This window comes from Bacillus sp. Brlt_9 (assembly GCF_051948935.1).
GTDB lineage: Bacteria > Bacillota > Bacilli > Bacillales > Bacillaceae_G > Bacillus_A.
Map to the genome: position 1 here is coordinate 53,528 of NZ_JAYJLO010000010.1, position 17,137 is coordinate 70,664.

Consider the following 17,137-nt stretch of genomic DNA (forward strand, 5'->3'; position numbering starts at 1 on the left):
AACCTTATTTTTTAACAAGTTGTTTCGTTACAAAACCCGTCGTATAAATACCGCTTTTGAACACATCATCTTCTAAAACTTGAATTAACATTGGCGTGTTCGTTTTAATACCTTCTACTTTTAATTCTTCTAAAGCATCATGTAATTTCGAAATTGCTTCTTCACGAGTTTCACCATGAGCAATGACTTTCGCAATCATTGGATCATAGAAAGGTGTAATTGTTACTTGATTCTCCAAAAAGTGATCAATACGTACATTTGTTGGAAGCGTTAAATCTGTAATTTTCCCAGGTGATGGGAAGAAAGTTTTCGGATCTTCTGCATAAATACGTGCCTCGATGGCATGACCACTACGCTTTACATCATCTTGTGTAAACGATAATTTCTCACCATATGCAATTAAAAGTTGTTGTTCTACAAGATCTAAACCAGTAATTTCTTCTGTAACTGGATGCTCTACTTGTAATCTCGTATTCATCTCTAAGAAATAGAAGTTTTTCTGATCGTCAACTAGAAACTCAACTGTACCAGCATTTGTATATCCTAGAGCTTTGGCAGCTTGTACAGCAACTTCACCCATCGCTTTTCGTGTACCTTCATCTAAAAATGGTGAAGGTGCTTCTTCAATCACTTTCTGATTTCGGCGCTGCACTGAACATTCACGCTCCCATAAATACACTGTGTTACCATGTGTATCTGCTAAAAGTTGAATTTCAATATGATGCGCATCTGCAATATAGCGCTCTAAATACATTTCTCCGTTACCGAAGAAGTTTTGCGCTCTTGTTTTGTTACTTTCAAATGCTTTGGTGAGCGTTTGCTCAGTTTCCATCAACTGCATTCCAATGCCTCCGCCCCCTGCGGATGCCTTCAACATTAATGGATAACCAATCTGTTTAGCAATTTCAATTGCTTCTTCAGCAGTTTCAATATTTGTAGTAATCCCTGGAACTACTGGGACATCTGCAGCTTGCATTGCAATACGTGATTCGATTTTACTTCCCATCTTCGTAATGATTTCTTCTGATGGTCCGATAAATACGATTCCTTCTTCTTTACAGCGAACCGGAAAAGATGGATTCTCAGATAATAATCCATATCCCGGATGGATTGCTTCAGCATTTGTCTTCTTAGCTATCTCAATAATTTTTTCAAGGTTTAAATAGCTTTCTTGGACACGCGGCCCACCTACTAAGTAAGCTTCATTTGCCATTTTTACATGAAGGGCATTTTCATCAGCCTCAGAATAAATAGCAACAGTACGAATGCCAAGTTTTTGACAAGTTTTCATAATACGAACTGCGATTTCTCCGCGATTGGCAATTAATATTTTTTGAAACATAGTGATTCCTCCCCTTTATCTACATCCTAAATGTCTAGCAATTACGAGACGTTGAATTTCAGAAGTTCCTTCACCAATTTCTAATAGTTTCGCATCACGAATATGTCGTTCCACTTCATATTCACGCATATAACCGTATCCACCGTGAATTTGTACTGCTTGATTTGCAATACGGCTTGCTGCTTCAGATGCAAATAATTTTGCCATAGCCGCTTCTTTACCGAAAGGTTTATCGTTATCTTTTAACCAAGCTGCTTTATGTACTAAATTACGCGCTAGCTCTACTTCAGTCGCCATATCAGCTAATTTAAATTGAATCGCTTGGAAATTAGAGATTGACTTTCCAAATTGTTGACGTTCTTTCGCATATTGCAATGCACGTTCAAATGCAGATTGTGCAATACCAACAGCTAATGCTGCAATTGAAATACGTCCTCCATCAAGAGTATATAAGAATTGTTTAAATCCTTTATTTACATCACCAAGAATATTTTCTTTCGGTACACGTACACCATCAAGTACGATTTCACATGTATTAGAAGCACGAACACCCATTTTATCGTAAGGACTTGTGATCGTTAACCCTTCACTTGTAGTCGGTACGATAAATGCCGAAATACGTTTTCTACCATTGTCTTCAACACCGTTGACAGCGGTTACAATAATTGTATTTGCATACTCCGCATTTGTAATCCAACACTTTTCACCACTAATTACATATTCATCGCCATCTAATACAGCTTTCGTTTGTGTACCACCTGCATCGGATCCCGCGTTCGGCTCAGTTAATCCGAAAGCACCTAAAGTTTTACCTGATGCCATTGGAACTAAATATTTCTGTTTTTGTTCTTCTGTACCGAAATAATAAATTGGAGAAGCACCTAATGAAATTGTTGCAGCGTAACTTAATCCTGTGCCACCACAAGCACGACCAATTTCTTCAACTGCTAACGCGTACGATACAGTATCGCCACCTGAACCTCCATACTCTTCAGGGAATGGGATGCCTAATAATCCTAGTTCGCCCATTTTTTGAAATGTTTCATATGGAAATTCCGCAGTTTTGTCATAATACACAGCTTTCGGTGCGATTTCCTTTTCAGCAAAGTCACGTACCATTTCTTTAATCATTTGTTTTTCGCGAGTTAGAGTAAATTCCATTCCGCTACACACCCCTTATCGAATATTGAGTTTCGACAGCGTGCGAGTTTCTACTACAAACATTACGAATTAAAAGACAAAAACATTAGTTAGATAATTGTTATAATTCTGTCATAACTTAATTTTAAAACAGATTCTGTACTAATGCATAAAAAAATTCCTACATTGTTCTACAACAACATAGGATTTTTTTGTCGAATTATGTAATTTATTGTTTAATAATCTCTACCTTTTCCCGAATCTGAAATCTCTACTAAAGATTCAGGGTATGGTTCGAAATAGGTTTGTCTTAATAAATACTTTTCATCAAATCGAAGAGCCCATGATTTTAAAATTGTAAGTAGGCTACTAAGCGGGATTTTCTTTTCTTTATATTTTTGTATCAAATCGAAAAAGTGATCTTTTTCTTGTTTTTTCAGCTTTGTTTTAAAATATCCAAAAATATGCTCACATACATTTATATTCGATGTATAGCGGGGTGTGCGCATAAATAATTCATATAAAATCTTCTCATATTTATCAAATACAACTTCAATCGTTTCATTTTTATGATTTGCAATAATACGCCCTAATTCCTTTTGTCTTACCTGATTATATGCCATAAATAAATATTTATTGTCCGACTGAAACGATACAAGTTCTTTCATATTTTTATTAGGTTTAATCATTTTGTAATATGCGATTGTAAATAACCTTGTAAAGAAATGTTCTCTAATAATAAAATTCGACAATCTACCTTCTTCTTCAATTGGAAGATGCGAAAATTTTTTTATTACTGCTCCGCCAAATAAACCAGATCCCTTTCCTTTTGCTGGCGCCTTTTCAAAACCAGAATAAATTTTCACATCACGCGTACCACAACTTGGCGAACGATTTTTTAAAATAAAACCATCCACGTCAGGTATCGTCTGTAAAAAATCATTTGAGAATTGCTCCATTTTCCCAGTTACATCTTCCCGTGTCGACGGCTGCACAAGTCTATTCACACCGTTTTCTTCTACAATTCGTATCGTTTCACGAGGAGTCCCCAATCCGATCTCGACTTCTGGGCAAATAGGTATAAATGTAACAAATGGCTGCAAATTTCGTATTGTTACATCTGGAATCATCTCGCCATTATAACGACAAGCGTCAAATTCTAAACATTTACTAACAACAATTTTCGGTTTTGCAAATTGGCGCATTACATTACCTCCGTGGCGTTAATCCGTATAATATAAATTGAATCGTATTTTCAATTTCCAATTCATCATCCCACTTTTCTTCAGGCAATAATAAAAAACGTGTTAATAGTAATCCTAATACAGCTGTTAAAGTAAGTCGTAATACAGAAGATGGTGGTATTTCAATAATTTCCCCTTCCTCTTGAAACTTTACAATTAACTTTTTAAAATGTGAAAGTAACTCAGTTTCTACTAAATGTTGTATTTCATTTTTCAGTTCTGGCTGAAATGGCACTTCTTGAATTAATATCTTTATCATTGGAAAATGCTTTTTTGCAAAATCAAAACGATTATGAATAACAACTCTTAGAAGCCCTTCATATGATTCATACTCCGATTTAAATATCTCCTTTGCGAAAGCTTGTACGAAAAATGGTGCAGCAAACTTTGTTAGTGTCGGCATGACGACTGCTAACAATAAATCTTTTTTCGTTTTATAGTAGCGGAAGATTGTTCCTTCCGCTACACCAGCACGCTTTGCAATTTCACTTGTTGAAGTTGAAGCGTACCCTTTTTCACCAAACATATCAACAGCCGCCTCTAATATACGCATTTGACGTTCATTTCGTTTATCCGTATTTGTTGCGGCAATTAATTCTTCCAGCCAATCCTTCTTCATCTATAATGCCCCTTTGTACCATCATTATATTTTCCGATGTTTCTTTAATGCAAATACATTTCCTATTGCAAATAATAGTGAAAAAAGTAGTAATACAGTAAGATCTAATGCAATCTCTGTAAATCCTTGATTTCGAATCATCACTTGTCTCATTGCGTCAGCACCATATGTGAGCGGAAATAATTTCCCTAACATTTGAAGCCACTTATTCATAGATTCAATTGGAAACAACCCCGAAAAGAAAATTTGTGGCACGATGACAAGTGGTATAAACTGAATCATTTGAAATTCATTATTTGCGTACGCTGATAAAAACGTCCCTAAAGTTAATGCTGTTAAAGAAAGCATGCATGTAATAAGTAGCGTTAGCCATATGGAACCAGCTACATACAAGTCTAGAATATAAACTGAGAAACTTACAATTATAATGGATTGTATAAATGCAAAGATCCCAAAACCAATAATATATCCAACAACTATTTCCCATCTTTTAATTGGAGTCGATAATAACCTTTCTAAAGTACCACTTAAACGTTCTCTTACGAAAGAGACCCCTGATAAAATAAATACAAAGAAAAATGTAAAGAAACCAATTAATACAGGCCCAAGCCCATCAAACATTGTAAAGTCTTTAGAGCCATGTAAATAATTTACTTCAGATTTCATAATCGATACATCGTTCTTCTCTGTACTTGTTTGTAAGATTTGAAGTACAGCACGATTTTTTGACGAATCACTACCTTCTAATTCAATATTCATTTTCCCATTTTCTAAACGTATTACTGCATCTACCTTTTGTTTTTCCAATTCAGACATTGCCTTTTCTTTACTATATTCATAAATCGATGCTTCCTGATTTTTCATTACTTTTACTACCTGAGCAGGCATATCAACAACAGCAATATGCGGTACATAGTCTTTTTGAGTAAACACTAGTGACAATAACCAAAGTAATAACATTGGTGCCCCAAACATCATCGCTAACGAACGCTTATCTCGAAAAAATTGACGAATAATACGAATGATTACACCGGTAACTCTCATGATAGGGCCTCCTCATCCAACAAAAAGACATCTTCAATCCGTCCTGATGATACCCGCTTTTTCAATTCTTCAGGCGTTCCAGTCGCAACTAACTTTCCTTCTCTAATTAATCCTAATCGTTCACAAAACTCAGCTTCATCCATAATGTGCGTCGTTACAATAATGGTAGTACCTTTCTTTTTAAGATCATAAAATTTTTCCCAGATCGTTTTTCTAAGAAGCGGATCTATCCCCACTGTCGGCTCATCTAAAATTAATATTTCAGGTTCATGAATGAGTGCTATCGCTAATGATAAACGCTTCTTCATTCCGCCTGAAAAATGCTGTACTTGTTTTTTCATATGTTGTGATAATTGTACAAGATCAAAAGCCTCTTGTATTCTTTCTTTTTTATGCTTTCCCTTTAATCCATACATTGTTGCCATAAAATCTGCATTTTCATATGCTGATAATTCTTCGTATAATGCATCAGCCTGAGCCATATAGCCAATTCTTTTCATTTCATTTAAATTAGGCATGTTCGTGTTGTAAACAAACACTTCACCTTCCGTTACCTCATTAATACCTGCAATCATTTTAATAAGAGTCGTTTTTCCTGAACCAGAAGGCCCAACTAAACCAAATATCTCTGCTTTTTCAACTTGCAATGAAAGATTGTGTAACACTTCTTTTTTGCCAAAACTTTTTGATACAGTCCGTAAAATAATGGCAGGTTGCTGCATGTTTTCTTCCCCCTTTTCAAAATGAGTGAGTACTCACTTTTATTTTACTCTTGCGTAATTATATGTCAAACTTCATTGATTAGTATGTAATTTCCAACAACAATATTAAACAATGAAACAGAGTCGACATTAGAATATCATTTCTTAAAGTCGACTCTGTTTCATTTAAATAATATATTTTATTTTACGTTTTTAAATTCATATATTTCCTAATTCTAGCAACATCTAAAGAATATTCGATTACTAATTGCTGTAACGGTAAAATAACTGTGTCGGGATATAAATGGGCATATTGTAACGTTTCTGCATATTTTTCTAACCTTTTTTCTAAATACTTTATAATTTGATCAGGATGACTTACTAATAAGCATTTACAATAATAATGTATTTGTTCCTCAATCGCCGTATACTCTTCAATTTCATATTCTTTATGCATGTGTACACCCCTTTAAGTTTTTTTATAAATTCCTTATCACAATTTTCACTCGACAAATTTTAAGTTTTTTGATTATTTACACTATAACAAACTCTTCGGGTCAAATTTTGTTACTTTATGTAACGTAGAAAATTTTTAACAAAATTGTAATGTTAACTTGTATAAATTTCATATGACCTATTTTTCTCTATACAAAAAGTCGTACAGTTCAATTTAACTGTACGACTACAAGTTCTGGCCTATTAAAAATTCTTTGCGGAATGACACTGTTACCTAAGCCTCTATTCACTACCATAGATGTATTTTGTTTTTCATATAAACCGGCTGTATATGTAGGAAATAGCCCTTGATTCGGAGCAACTAATCCTCCGATAAATGGCAATCTAACTTGTCCTCCATGAGCATGCCCTGATAACACTAAATCTATTTTCTCATTAGCATACTCTGCCAGAAATTCAGGTCTATGGGATAGTAATACATTATATGTAGCTGGCTTCATTTCAAATTTCGCTTTTGAAATTTCATCTTTTACAACATTTCCTTCATCACGGTTTCCAGTTACAAATTCCGGATCATCAATACCAAGTAAATTTATTTTTTGTTCCTCTTTTTGAATCGTTACATGTTCATTTCTTAAAACAGTAACATGGTGTTTCTTTAGTTCTTTCTCTAAATCATTATATTTTCCTGACCATTTTTCATGGTTTCCTGTCACAAAATATATAGGATACTCCATTACAAGTTCTCGTATTAATTCCATACTTACATCTGCATCGTATGATTTACTGTCAATTAAATCACCTGTAATAACAATAACATCTGGATTTTCACCTTTTACTTTTTGAATTAAAGTTTCTTGATTGTTGCCAAATTTTTTATTATGTAAATCTGAAATTTGTAGAATTTTAAAGCCTTTAAATGTAGAAGGAATTTTACTAGATTTTATATTAACTTTAGTTATGCTTATTAAATTGTTCTGTACATATAAAAAGATACTAGAGCCTACTAATATGGCAATAAACAATATGATTCTATTCATATTTTTCTTCATATTCTCTCCCTTTTATTTTCATAAAACACTTATTTATGTTACCTAAATTATATTATACATTTTTGGAATTGTTTAAGTTAATAAAATGCAGTACATGAAATTTCAAATGAATTACGTAATAAATATTTGAATTTGTTTACTTTTATCCATTTCAAAATAAGAATACAAAAACGATTCTTTTCACACGAAAAAGAATCGTTTTCTAACTTTATTTCTTCAATAACATTATTTTTAAAAATGTAAAACTCATATACTATCACCTTAAAGCATTAACTATAACTTCAGCTGCATCTGCAATAAGTTGATTATCATAGGTAGCCTCTTTCTCATCTTTACTAGATAAAATTGCGATGATAATTGGTGCTCTATTCGGCGGCCAAACGATAGCGATATCATTTCGTGTTCCATAACTTCCAGCTCCTGATTTATCTCCAACTATCCAGTCAGTTGGTACACCCGCACGAATAAGTTTGTCTCCAGTTGCATTTCCTTTCATCCACTCTGTAAGAATATTACGCTTATGAACCGGAAGCGCATTTCCGACCGTAAAAGATTTAAGATTGGTAGCAATTGCTTTCGCTGTACTAGTGTCACGAATGTCACCAGGAATAGCCTCGTTTAATTCTGTTTCAAAGCGATCAGACATAGTAACCCGATCCTCCATCTGTCTAAGCGCTTTTTCATATCCTTTCGGTCCGCCTATTTTATGGAATAAAATGTTCCCTGCAGTATTATCACTGTAACGAACAGCAGCCTCAGCAATTTCTCCTAGTGTCATTCCAGTATCTACATGTTTCTCGGTAACAGGTGAATAATCCACTAAGTCTTCTTTCGTATAAGTAATAACTTCATTTAATTTCTCAGTAGAGTTTTGCTGTAGCAATACTCCTGCGGCTAAAGCCTTGTAGGTTGATGCGAAGGCAAATCTTTCGTTATGTCGATAAGAAATTGTTTGATGTGTACCAGTATCAATCGCATATACACCTAATCGAGCATCAAATTTTTTCTCAAGTTGAGAGAATTCTTTATGCGTCGCCTGATTTTTATGTTTCACTTGTCCAGTCTTTTCTTTCGCTTCAACTTGCAGTGACCCACCTGTAAAAGTTTCTAAGCTTGTAAGACTTAAACCTAATATACCAACGCATATTCCTATTTTTAGCATCCTCTTGTTTTTCAAAATCATCATTCCTTTCAAGTTCTTAATACTTTTTTACTTACACATAATAGACAACCACTGAAACAAGTTTGTTCCATAAACTAAAAAAACTTTATAACTAATATCGGTATTATTAACAAAATAAAAGATAGCAACTATGATAGCTGCTATCTCTTATCTCAAATCTTCTTTTAACTTTTAAAGACTTATATATAAACAGGGTCTCTTCCCCTGAGAGAAGTACTCACATTTTACTAATTTTGATTAGAATTATCTATACTAGCAGCTTCACCATGTATACGTTGCTGTTTTAAATCAAAGTATACATCTAAAACTTCCTTTCCAATTATAGAATTAATTCCACTTTTATCATCATGAAGCCATGGGACTACAATAGAAAATGCCACTTCTGGATTATCATATGGAGCATATCCAACTAATGTTAAGTTGTAACATTCCATACGTTCTCCTTTTGCGTTTCTACCAATTGGATCATCTCCACCATATACAGTTTCGGCTGTCCCTGTCTTTCCTGCTGGTTTATATGGCGCGTTTTTGAAATACTTCACGCCAGTTCCATCACCTTCTTGGAATACCCATCTAAACCCTTCTTTTATTCGATCAATATGTTCTGTCTTCATATCAACTCGATTTAATACGACAGGCTCTATAGAGCGTATAACTTTGCCAACCTCTTCTTTTATTGATTGTTCTCGTATTTCTTGTACAATTTGAGGTTGCATTCTATAACCGCCATTAGCAATTGTTGAAATGTATTGCGCTAATTGCAACGGCGTATACGTATCATACTGACCGATAGAAAAATCTAGTAAAAATCCAGGCTGACTATCTACTTTTCTAGTTTGTCCAATTATTTCATTCGGTAAATCAATACCCGTTGGAACTCCTAATCCAAATTGTTTAAAATAATAGCGCATCGTATTAAATGCTTCTTGTTTTATATCCAATGAACCATTTGGTACGTAATTAACTCCCGCAATTTTTAAAGCTGTCTGGAACATGTATACATTCGAAGATACTTGTAGCGCTCGTAAATCATTAATATTACCAAATCCGGATACATTCCACGATTTCTTAGCTTGTGTACCTTTAAATTTCATCGGTGCATCATAAAATTGATCTCCTGGTTGTATTGCTCCTGTCTCATATCCAGTTAATAAAGTTGCACCTTTTACAGCTGACCCTAGTTCATACGAAGTTGTCATATTACCTAATGCCAAATCCTCGATTTCTATTTTTCCTTCTTTCTCTACAATCCTTTTGCCTGCCATAGATAAAATCTGTCCGTTATTCGGATTCGTCATAACAACAAAAGCTCGGTCCAATAGTGGCTCTGAACTCTTAAAAGCTCTCAAGTTTTTCTCTATACTTTCTTCTACTTTCTTTTGTAATTCCATATCAATCGTTAAAGTTAAACTATTACCACTTTTTCCTTTAGAAATTATTTCTGTGTTTATAATATTTCCAGAATTATCAGTGATGTTTTTCACTTCTTCTTTCGTGCCATGTAATACATCTTCATATCGTTGTTCAATATAACTTTTTCCTACACGATCATTACGGTTATATCCACGTACTAAATAAGAATCTAAATTTTCTTTCGGTAATCCTTCTTCACTACTCGTAATATTTCCTAATACAGAACGAAATAAATTACCATTTACGTAATTGCGTTCCCAATCAACCGTTGCATCTACTCCTGGAAAATCCGCAAGGTTTTCACTTATCCGCGCATACTCTTCATCTGTTACATCTTTTTTAATAATTTGTGGTGTCAGTTGATAACCTGAACTCATTTTACTTTTAATAGCTAATACCTTTAAGTCTTGTGTTGTTAATTCTGCCAATTCAGCTTCTGTAACACGACTTCGTCTTAATTCTTCTATTTTTTTATCTAACTCTTTCCCCTCTATTCCCTTTTCTTTAAACTTTTCTATATCTTTTTTGGTAATCATTGTCTCCGCACGTTTCGTATTCAACTGCATCCAAAAATCTTTTTTATCGATATCTGTTAATTTATTTATATCTTGTTCGGGCATTTCAAGTACTTCTGCTAAGTCGTTTGCTGTTTTTAAAATATCTTCATTAGTAATTCCCTTTCCCCTTGTATACGTAATCGTACGAAGGGACTTATTATTAACAACTGTTTTCCCTTCTCGATCTAGTATTTGTCCACGCGGAACTGGAATGCTAGTTGTTGCATTTTGACTACTTTCCACTTGATTCTTATAAGCCTCCCCCTCTACGATTTGCACTTTTCCTAGCTGCATAATAATAGCTGAAAATAATAAAAATATGCAAAGGAACATTATATTTAATCGAATAGATATATATGTCTTGTTCTTTCCTTTTTGCTTTCCCATAAATCCTCCATATATTTGCTTCTATATTACATAACGATGGCCGATTATAAATATCGGTTCGACTTTTTCACTAAACCCTTGTAAGCATCCATTTCTTTTCGTTTTGCTACGTAATTCAAAACTCTCCAGTCTTGTTATCTCTCTTTTTTTGTCGCTCGCATTAGAAATGCTACACTGTATAATGACTCATATTAAAAGTAAATTTTCATACTAATTATTCCTTTCTTCATGCTGTAATACTTAATAGACAACCTAAATAAGAAAGTTGTTCCACATTTACAAAAAAAATAATTAACTATAATATGGAATAGGCTAAAAAGGGAGGGTTTTATGTTACATACAAAAATAAAAAAATGGAGATTTATAGCGGTTCTTTCTATTATGGGTGTAATTTTAATAATTTTATTAAAAAGCCATTTCATTTCAATTACTATCGAAACTTCTTCAGCTGAAAGAGGAAAAATACTAGATCAAAATGGAGTAATACTAGCTACGGATAAGAAAGTTAAGTCTCTATATTGCACCTTTAATGATGAAAAGATATCGAAACAAGATACAGCAAACGCATTAGCTTTTTTCAATCAATTTTCAAGCGAGTTTCAACATGACATTTCTGCAAAGAACATAAAATCTCAATTACAGCAATCTTGTAAAAAGCAGGCTATGAATGATATACCGTTATACTCTGATATAACTGAGAATGAACTTGCATTCATAAACAAAAACAAACCCAAAAATGTAATAATTAAAGATGAAGTGATCCGATATTATCCTAAGCATGAAATTGGTTCACAAGTAATTGGGTATGTAGAAAATGACTTTAATTCAAAACATATGGCTGTTGGAAAAAACGGGATTGAGCTACAATACGAAAATGATTTAAAAGGAAAACCGAGTAAAACTCTTATTTTTAAAATGAATAATAAAAAGTTCTTATGGAACATTCAAAAAGTACAAAAAGGAAAAGATATTCGGCTAGCTTTAGACTCTAAGTTACAGCAAAAAACAGAGGAAGCATTAAGATCTCAAATTAAGAAAATAACTGATGTTAATGCTGGTTATGTTGTAGTAACCGATGTGAAAACTGGCGCAATTTTAACTATGGCCAACTCAGCAGTTTTTGATCCAAATATATTAAATACACATGTATCACCTAAAATAGAAAACATTAAATCGCTTTCGCAAAATAAAACAATTCAAAAACTAAAGTATGGTGAATACTATGTAAATATGGCATCTACTATAAAACCACTTACTATTTTAATTGGATTAAACGAAAAGCTTTTTCAACCTGAAGATACTTATTTAGACAAGGGTACTTTTGAGTATGATAATCAAAATAACATTACGAATGCACCTGGAACACCAATAGGTGAAATTACACCGAGGCAGGCTATCATTAATTCATCTAACACATTTATGACAGCAAAAGTAGCTCTGCCCTTATTCAACCAAAATAACGGGAATATAGAAAAAGTTGCACATATATGGACAGAGTACTTAAAGCAATTTGGCCTTCGTTCTAAAACCGGGATTGATTTACCCTTTGAAGAAGACGGACAATATGAATTTCATCCAACAAACAAGTTTGAAAATGGAATCTCCGCTTTATTAAATGCCTCTTGGGGAGGAAATGAAGTACACACTCCTCTTCAACTCGCCCAATATGCAGCCACTTTGGCAAGTAAAGGTGATAAATATAAACCTCAAATCGTAAGTGCTATTATTGGTCCAAATGGTAAGGTAACAAAAAATTTTAAACCAATTTTAGAAAGTTCAAATCATTATCCGACGGACTTTTGGAATGTCGTGCAAGGCGGAATGAGCCAAAATATAGAAGAGATTAAAAAGCTACCCTTTGACGTCGCAGGTAAAACAGGAATTACAGGTTTTCCGAATGAGCAAGCAAGGATGATCAATCATTCTCTTTTCATTGCATATGCTCCTACCGAAAATCCACAAATTGCCGTTTCTGTCGTTATTCCTGGTAGTAATTCAGAAAAAAACATTGCTGCTCTCGTTACATCAGAAATTTTAGAGTACTGGAATACTCTTCAAAAAGAGACTAAAAATAAAGAGGAAGGTTCACTTTAATGAACCTTCCTCTTTTACCATATAGAATCTATATTCGTTATTTTCCATTTACCTTCACGATCCTTTTCGAACATAAATGAATATTTAATATCAGTTAAAACATACTCTTTTTGTACATATCCAGTATTACCGCTAATAGTCGATATTTTTATAAATCCATCACTCTGCACTTTTTCTGGAATCCAAGCTTTTACCATTTCATTAGATACTTCATATAAAACTCGTGATTCTCGCTTTGGTTCAGCTAATATTTTTGTTTTATTTCCAGTAACAGTTGCATATATAAAATGAGCTTGCTTTGGTTGATTACTTTCTGTCAATCCACTTGGTACTTTGTATACTTTCTTTGTATCATTTGCAAACTCTCCCCCCATTGTAAGAGCGACTTGCAACTCATGAAAAATATCTTCATCGAACTTCAGTTCATCCTTCTTATAACTCTTCCCTTTAAATAGAACTTCATCATTTAACACTTTATACAAGTCATTTTCATTTTTTACATTTGTACTTTGATATAACTCATTCATAAACTGTTTTAATGTTGGATCTTGATCAGACTCATCTTTTGTTTTAGGCTTAATTTGAGTACTACTTTGTACCGGTGATTTATTATCATCAAGCCAAGGTTGTTGAACAATAAAAAATAAAAATGTACAAGCTAAAACCACTACAATTGGTAATGCTTTTTTACGAAATGGTCTTGTCTGTTTTGGAGAATATCCCTCATTACTTTGGTATATAGATTGCTTTATTTTATAAATATATTCTTCTTCATCTTTACGGTGTTCCATTGGGCCTTTTTTTAATTTTTTATACCAGTCAGGATTTTGTTTATTGTTCATCACTACTACCCTCCCCTATTAATTTTGAAACCTTACTTCTCGCTCGGCTTAATCTAGATTTTACAGTTCCAATGGATACTCCTAGTGTTTCGGCCATTTCTTCATAAGATAATTCATATTTCGCGTCTAAAATTATTATTTCACGGTGTTTTTTAGGTAGTTTTAATACAACTTTCCACGCTTCATTCATTTCTTCTTGCTTAAAAAATTCTTGTTCTGCCGATTGGGATTGCTTATCGTCACTAAAAAATCCTATTAAAGATATCCTTTTAAAATAGGAGGATTTCAAATAGTTTATTGCCGTATTTCTTGTGATTTTTAATATCCAAGTTTTAATAGATGACTCCTCTCGAAATGAATTCCAATTTTTAAATACCTTTATAAATACATCTTGCGTGATATCATCTGATAAGTGTGGATCTTTCGTAATAATAAATGAATAATTCCATACATCTTGCCAATAATCTTTTATAATATAGTCCAGCTCATCATGATTACACTTTTCAATAAACGTCTGTTCCATTTCCACACCTCAAACTTATTTGAATAAACATAAAACTGCCCTCACTTTTATTATGGTTTCAATATATAGACAAGATACAAGCTTCATTTGTTCCATTGATTATCTTTTTTCCATAGAAGAAGCTTTAAATAATCACCTATATATTCTCTTAAATGACAGGTTCCATAATATCACATTTAAAACCAAAGAATTTGATTTAAACAATATATGATGAAGCATCAACTTCCTCGAGCCATAATAAAATAGAAAAAGCATTCTCGATTAAGAAGAATGCTTTTGTGATACTTAATTTTTCTTTAAGTTAGGCAAAAGTATAGTGAATTTACTAAAAGATTTCCCCTTATACTAAGGTATTATTTCTGAAAAACATGTTTTACTTTTTCACCTGGAACATTGCTTCCGCCTCTTCCTTTTACATCTTCAATCATCATTGTAACAATCATATCTGGCTCATTTGCATCAAAAGCTGCAAACCATCCAAGTTCTTTTCCGTCTGCTTCTTTCGACTCTTTCAGCTCTGCTGTACCGGTTTTACCCGCAAGAGTTATACCTTCAACCTTAGCGATTCTCCCTGCGCCATCAGGGTCATTAATGACTTTTGTTAATGCACTCTTTAATATGTCTTGATTCTTTTTAGAAACCACATTTTCTTTCCAATTTCCCGTTACTCTTGCTTCTTTTAAAAGATGGGGCGACGGAATATTCCCTTCATTCACAATCGGTGCATATGTTAATGCTAAATGAAGTGGTGTCATTAATACTTGTCCTTGTCCGTATCCCGTGTCTGCTAGTTGAATATCATTTTTTATCCCATCTCTTGCAATGATTGACATAGGAAATTCGTATTCGATTGGTAATTTTTCATGAAAACCGTATTTCTTCAGTTCATTTATATACTGATCTTTTCCTATTTTCAAAGCTTGTTGAGCAAAATAAATATTATCAGAGTACTTCATCGCCTTATCAAAATCAATTGGACTTGCATCCTTCACACGTGTTATATAATAATTTCCCCAAGATGAATCTTTTGTCCACTTGAATCCTTGAATATTAAATTCTTCCTTAGGATTTATTGCGTTTGTTTCCAAACCAATTGCACCTGTAATCGTTTTAAATACGGAACCTGGTACAAATGCTTGTGTGAAGCGATTCATCATTGGTAGTTTCGCGTCGTTAGTCCACGCTTCTCTTTGTGCTTTTGATGCACCTCGCACTAGTGTATTCGGATTATAAGCAGGGCTACTTACAAGTGCAATTGTTTCACCCGTTTTAGGATTAACCGCTGCACTAGATCCTGCTTCATTTTTCATCTCATTAAAGATTTTTTCTTGAATTGCAGCATCAATTGTTAACGTAACATTTTCCCCTTCTTTTGCTTCTTTTTTTGCTACGTTCTTAATTTCTTTCCCACTCTCATCTTCTATAAATACGCGTCCACCCTTTTCACCACGCAATTTATTCTCTAATACTTTCTCTAAACCTGTCTTACCTATTAAATCATCTGCTTGATATCCTTTTTTTTGAAGCGATTTTAACTCCTCTGCATTCACCTTTCCTATATATCCCGTTAAGTGTGCGGCTGCTTCTCCTAATGGATACGTCCGAATATTTACTGGGCGAGATGAAACTCCTTCTAATTCAATATAATCATTCTGTCTGGCTCCCTCTTTTAAAATACCAATTGGTACAAAGGAGTTTGGTTTTATCCATTTCGCTGTGAGTTTCTGTTCGATCTCTTCTGTAGACATATCAAGTAATTGTGCTACTATTTCTTTTGTTTGCGCCGCCGTTTCTCCTAGCTTCTCTGGAATAATTCCAACCTCAGTCGCTTTTCCATTCGTTGCAAGACCTTTCCCATTTCGATCATATATTTCTCCGCGTTTTCCTTTTTCTAATTGCATACGTACTTTGTAATCTTTTTTCATACCTGGAAAAATGAAATCTGGTGTCCAATCTATTTTCCAAGATTCTTTTTCTTTTACAAGTTTTGCTTCATGGATAAATGAAGCTGTTCCTCCATCCGTATCCATCTTAACTTCAAAAAGAAAAAGTTCCTTATCTTTCGTATTCTCTCCTTTCGTTTTAACTTTTAAATTCTTAACTCCAATACCTTCATAAATTTTTTGATATTTCTCTGTGAATTCCTTTTTAGAAATCGTTTTTTTGGTATGTTCTGATAAATGATCATACATATTTGCAAACTTTTTATCATTCCATAAATTGATATATTCTTCAAATGCTTGTTTTGATGGTTCGCTTTTATTACATCCTATCAACATAACTGCAAAACAAAAGAAAAGCAGCATCCATAATTTTTTCAATTCAATCTTCTCCCTTAGTTAAAAATGTTTTTTCCTTTCTAGATCTATTAAATAAAAAATGTTGTAACGCTTAATAGACAGTGTAAGAAGTGAAATTGTTCCACATTTACAAAAAAAATTTATGATTAAGTTCCATTCGAAGGAGAAGATATTAATATTCTTACAAACAAAAGGAGCCTATCTATTTAACACTATTATTTAAAATATCTTTTTGTTTAG

General features: G+C 33.4%; 14 protein-coding genes. 1 reads left to right on the top strand and 13 read right to left on the bottom strand.

Annotation, left to right across the window (positions count from 1 at the left end):
• Positions 1–4: 4 nt before the first annotated feature.
• The 10 genes from VF726_RS26510 to VF726_RS26555 all read right to left on the bottom strand — a co-directional run bounded on the left by VF726_RS26510 (position 5) and on the right by VF726_RS26555 (position 11,138).
• Positions 5–1,342 (bottom strand): acetyl-CoA carboxylase biotin carboxylase subunit, encoded by a 1,338-nt coding sequence (locus VF726_RS26510; protein ID WP_440173172.1) that lies wholly within the window; start codon positions 1,340–1,342, stop codon positions 5–7.
• A 15-nt stretch (positions 1,343–1,357) separates the two neighbouring features.
• Complete coding sequence (locus VF726_RS26515; RefSeq protein ID WP_440173174.1) at positions 1,358–2,503, bottom strand: acyl-CoA dehydrogenase; 1,146 nt, start codon at positions 2,501–2,503, stop codon at positions 1,358–1,360.
• A 215-nt stretch (positions 2,504–2,718) separates the two neighbouring features.
• Positions 2,719–3,687: a YbgA family protein gene (locus VF726_RS26520; protein ID WP_440173175.1), complete on the bottom strand. Its 969-nt coding sequence runs from the start codon at positions 3,685–3,687 to the stop codon at positions 2,719–2,721.
• Between the two features lie 4 nt (positions 3,688–3,691).
• Entirely contained in the window at positions 3,692–4,345 is a 654-nt protein-coding gene (locus VF726_RS26525; protein WP_440173176.1) for a TetR/AcrR family transcriptional regulator, read from the bottom strand.
• 24 nt (positions 4,346–4,369) lie between these two features.
• Complete coding sequence (locus tag VF726_RS26530; protein ID WP_440173178.1) at positions 4,370–5,389, bottom strand: ABC transporter permease; 1,020 nt, start codon at positions 5,387–5,389, stop codon at positions 4,370–4,372.
• Entirely contained in the window at positions 5,386–6,111 is a 726-nt protein-coding gene (locus VF726_RS26535) for an ABC transporter ATP-binding protein (protein WP_440173180.1), read from the bottom strand. Before VF726_RS26535 ends, VF726_RS26530 begins: the two co-directional genes overlap by 4 nt.
• A gap of 184 nt (positions 6,112–6,295) precedes the next feature.
• Positions 6,296–6,547 (bottom strand): hypothetical protein, encoded by a 252-nt coding sequence (locus VF726_RS26540; RefSeq protein WP_000548621.1) that lies wholly within the window; start codon positions 6,545–6,547, stop codon positions 6,296–6,298.
• A 208-nt stretch (positions 6,548–6,755) separates the two neighbouring features.
• Positions 6,756–7,598 (bottom strand): metallophosphoesterase, encoded by an 843-nt coding sequence (locus VF726_RS26545; protein ID WP_440173183.1) that lies wholly within the window; start codon positions 7,596–7,598, stop codon positions 6,756–6,758.
• 256 nt (positions 7,599–7,854) lie between these two features.
• A complete protein-coding gene (bla, locus tag VF726_RS26550; RefSeq protein ID WP_440173315.1) occupies positions 7,855–8,802 on the bottom strand; it encodes a class A beta-lactamase Bla1 in 948 nt (315 codons plus the stop codon).
• A gap of 206 nt (positions 8,803–9,008) precedes the next feature.
• Entirely contained in the window at positions 9,009–11,138 is a 2,130-nt protein-coding gene (locus VF726_RS26555; RefSeq protein ID WP_440173185.1) for a peptidoglycan D,D-transpeptidase FtsI family protein, read from the bottom strand.
• Positions 11,139–11,468: 330 nt separating this feature from the next.
• Between VF726_RS26555 and VF726_RS26560 the strand changes: the two genes are divergently transcribed.
• Positions 11,469–13,232: a peptidoglycan D,D-transpeptidase FtsI family protein gene (locus VF726_RS26560; RefSeq protein ID WP_440173187.1), complete on the top strand. Its 1,764-nt coding sequence runs from the start codon at positions 11,469–11,471 to the stop codon at positions 13,230–13,232.
• Positions 13,233–13,246: 14 nt separating this feature from the next.
• On the opposite strand, the gene VF726_RS26565 is transcribed toward VF726_RS26560, so the two are convergent.
• From VF726_RS26565 to VF726_RS26575, 3 genes are all read right to left on the bottom strand, one after another.
• Positions 13,247–14,074, bottom strand: a complete 828-nt coding sequence (locus VF726_RS26565; RefSeq protein ID WP_440173189.1) for an SH3 domain-containing protein — start codon at positions 14,072–14,074, stop codon at positions 13,247–13,249.
• Positions 14,064–14,597, bottom strand: a complete 534-nt coding sequence (locus VF726_RS26570; protein WP_440173191.1) for an RNA polymerase sigma factor — start codon at positions 14,595–14,597, stop codon at positions 14,064–14,066. Before VF726_RS26570 ends, VF726_RS26565 begins: the two co-directional genes overlap by 11 nt.
• A gap of 353 nt (positions 14,598–14,950) precedes the next feature.
• Complete coding sequence (locus VF726_RS26575) at positions 14,951–16,918, bottom strand: penicillin-binding transpeptidase domain-containing protein (RefSeq protein WP_440173192.1); 1,968 nt, start codon at positions 16,916–16,918, stop codon at positions 14,951–14,953.
• Between the last annotated feature and the right edge of the window lie 219 nt (positions 16,919–17,137).

Bases quoted from the DNA above. Each gene is read 5' to 3' on its own strand.
- VF726_RS26570 (WP_440173191.1), bottom strand. From the start codon at position 14,597: ATGGAACAGACGTTTATTGAAAAGTGTAATCATGATGAGCTGGACTAT.
- VF726_RS26520 (WP_440173175.1), bottom strand. From the start codon at position 3,687: ATGCGCCAATTTGCAAAACCGAAAATTGTTGTTAGTAAATGTTTAGAA.
- VF726_RS26515 (WP_440173174.1), bottom strand. From the start codon at position 2,503: ATGGAATTTACTCTAACTCGCGAAAAACAAATGATTAAAGAAATGGTA.
- VF726_RS26540 (WP_000548621.1), bottom strand. From the start codon at position 6,547: ATGCATAAAGAATATGAAATTGAAGAGTATACGGCGATTGAGGAACAA.
- VF726_RS26530 (WP_440173178.1), bottom strand. From the start codon at position 5,389: ATGAGAGTTACCGGTGTAATCATTCGTATTATTCGTCAATTTTTTCGA.
- VF726_RS26560 (WP_440173187.1), top strand. From the start codon at position 11,469: ATGTTACATACAAAAATAAAAAAATGGAGATTTATAGCGGTTCTTTCT.
- VF726_RS26565 (WP_440173189.1), bottom strand. From the start codon at position 14,074: ATGAACAATAAACAAAATCCTGACTGGTATAAAAAATTAAAAAAAGGC.
- VF726_RS26510 (WP_440173172.1), bottom strand. From the start codon at position 1,342: ATGTTTCAAAAAATATTAATTGCCAATCGCGGAGAAATCGCAGTTCGT.
- VF726_RS26555 (WP_440173185.1), bottom strand. From the start codon at position 11,138: ATGGGAAAGCAAAAAGGAAAGAACAAGACATATATATCTATTCGATTA.
- VF726_RS26535 (WP_440173180.1), bottom strand. From the start codon at position 6,111: ATGCAGCAACCTGCCATTATTTTACGGACTGTATCAAAAAGTTTTGGC.
- VF726_RS26545 (WP_440173183.1), bottom strand. From the start codon at position 7,598: ATGAAGAAAAATATGAATAGAATCATATTGTTTATTGCCATATTAGTA.
- VF726_RS26525 (WP_440173176.1), bottom strand. From the start codon at position 4,345: ATGAAGAAGGATTGGCTGGAAGAATTAATTGCCGCAACAAATACGGAT.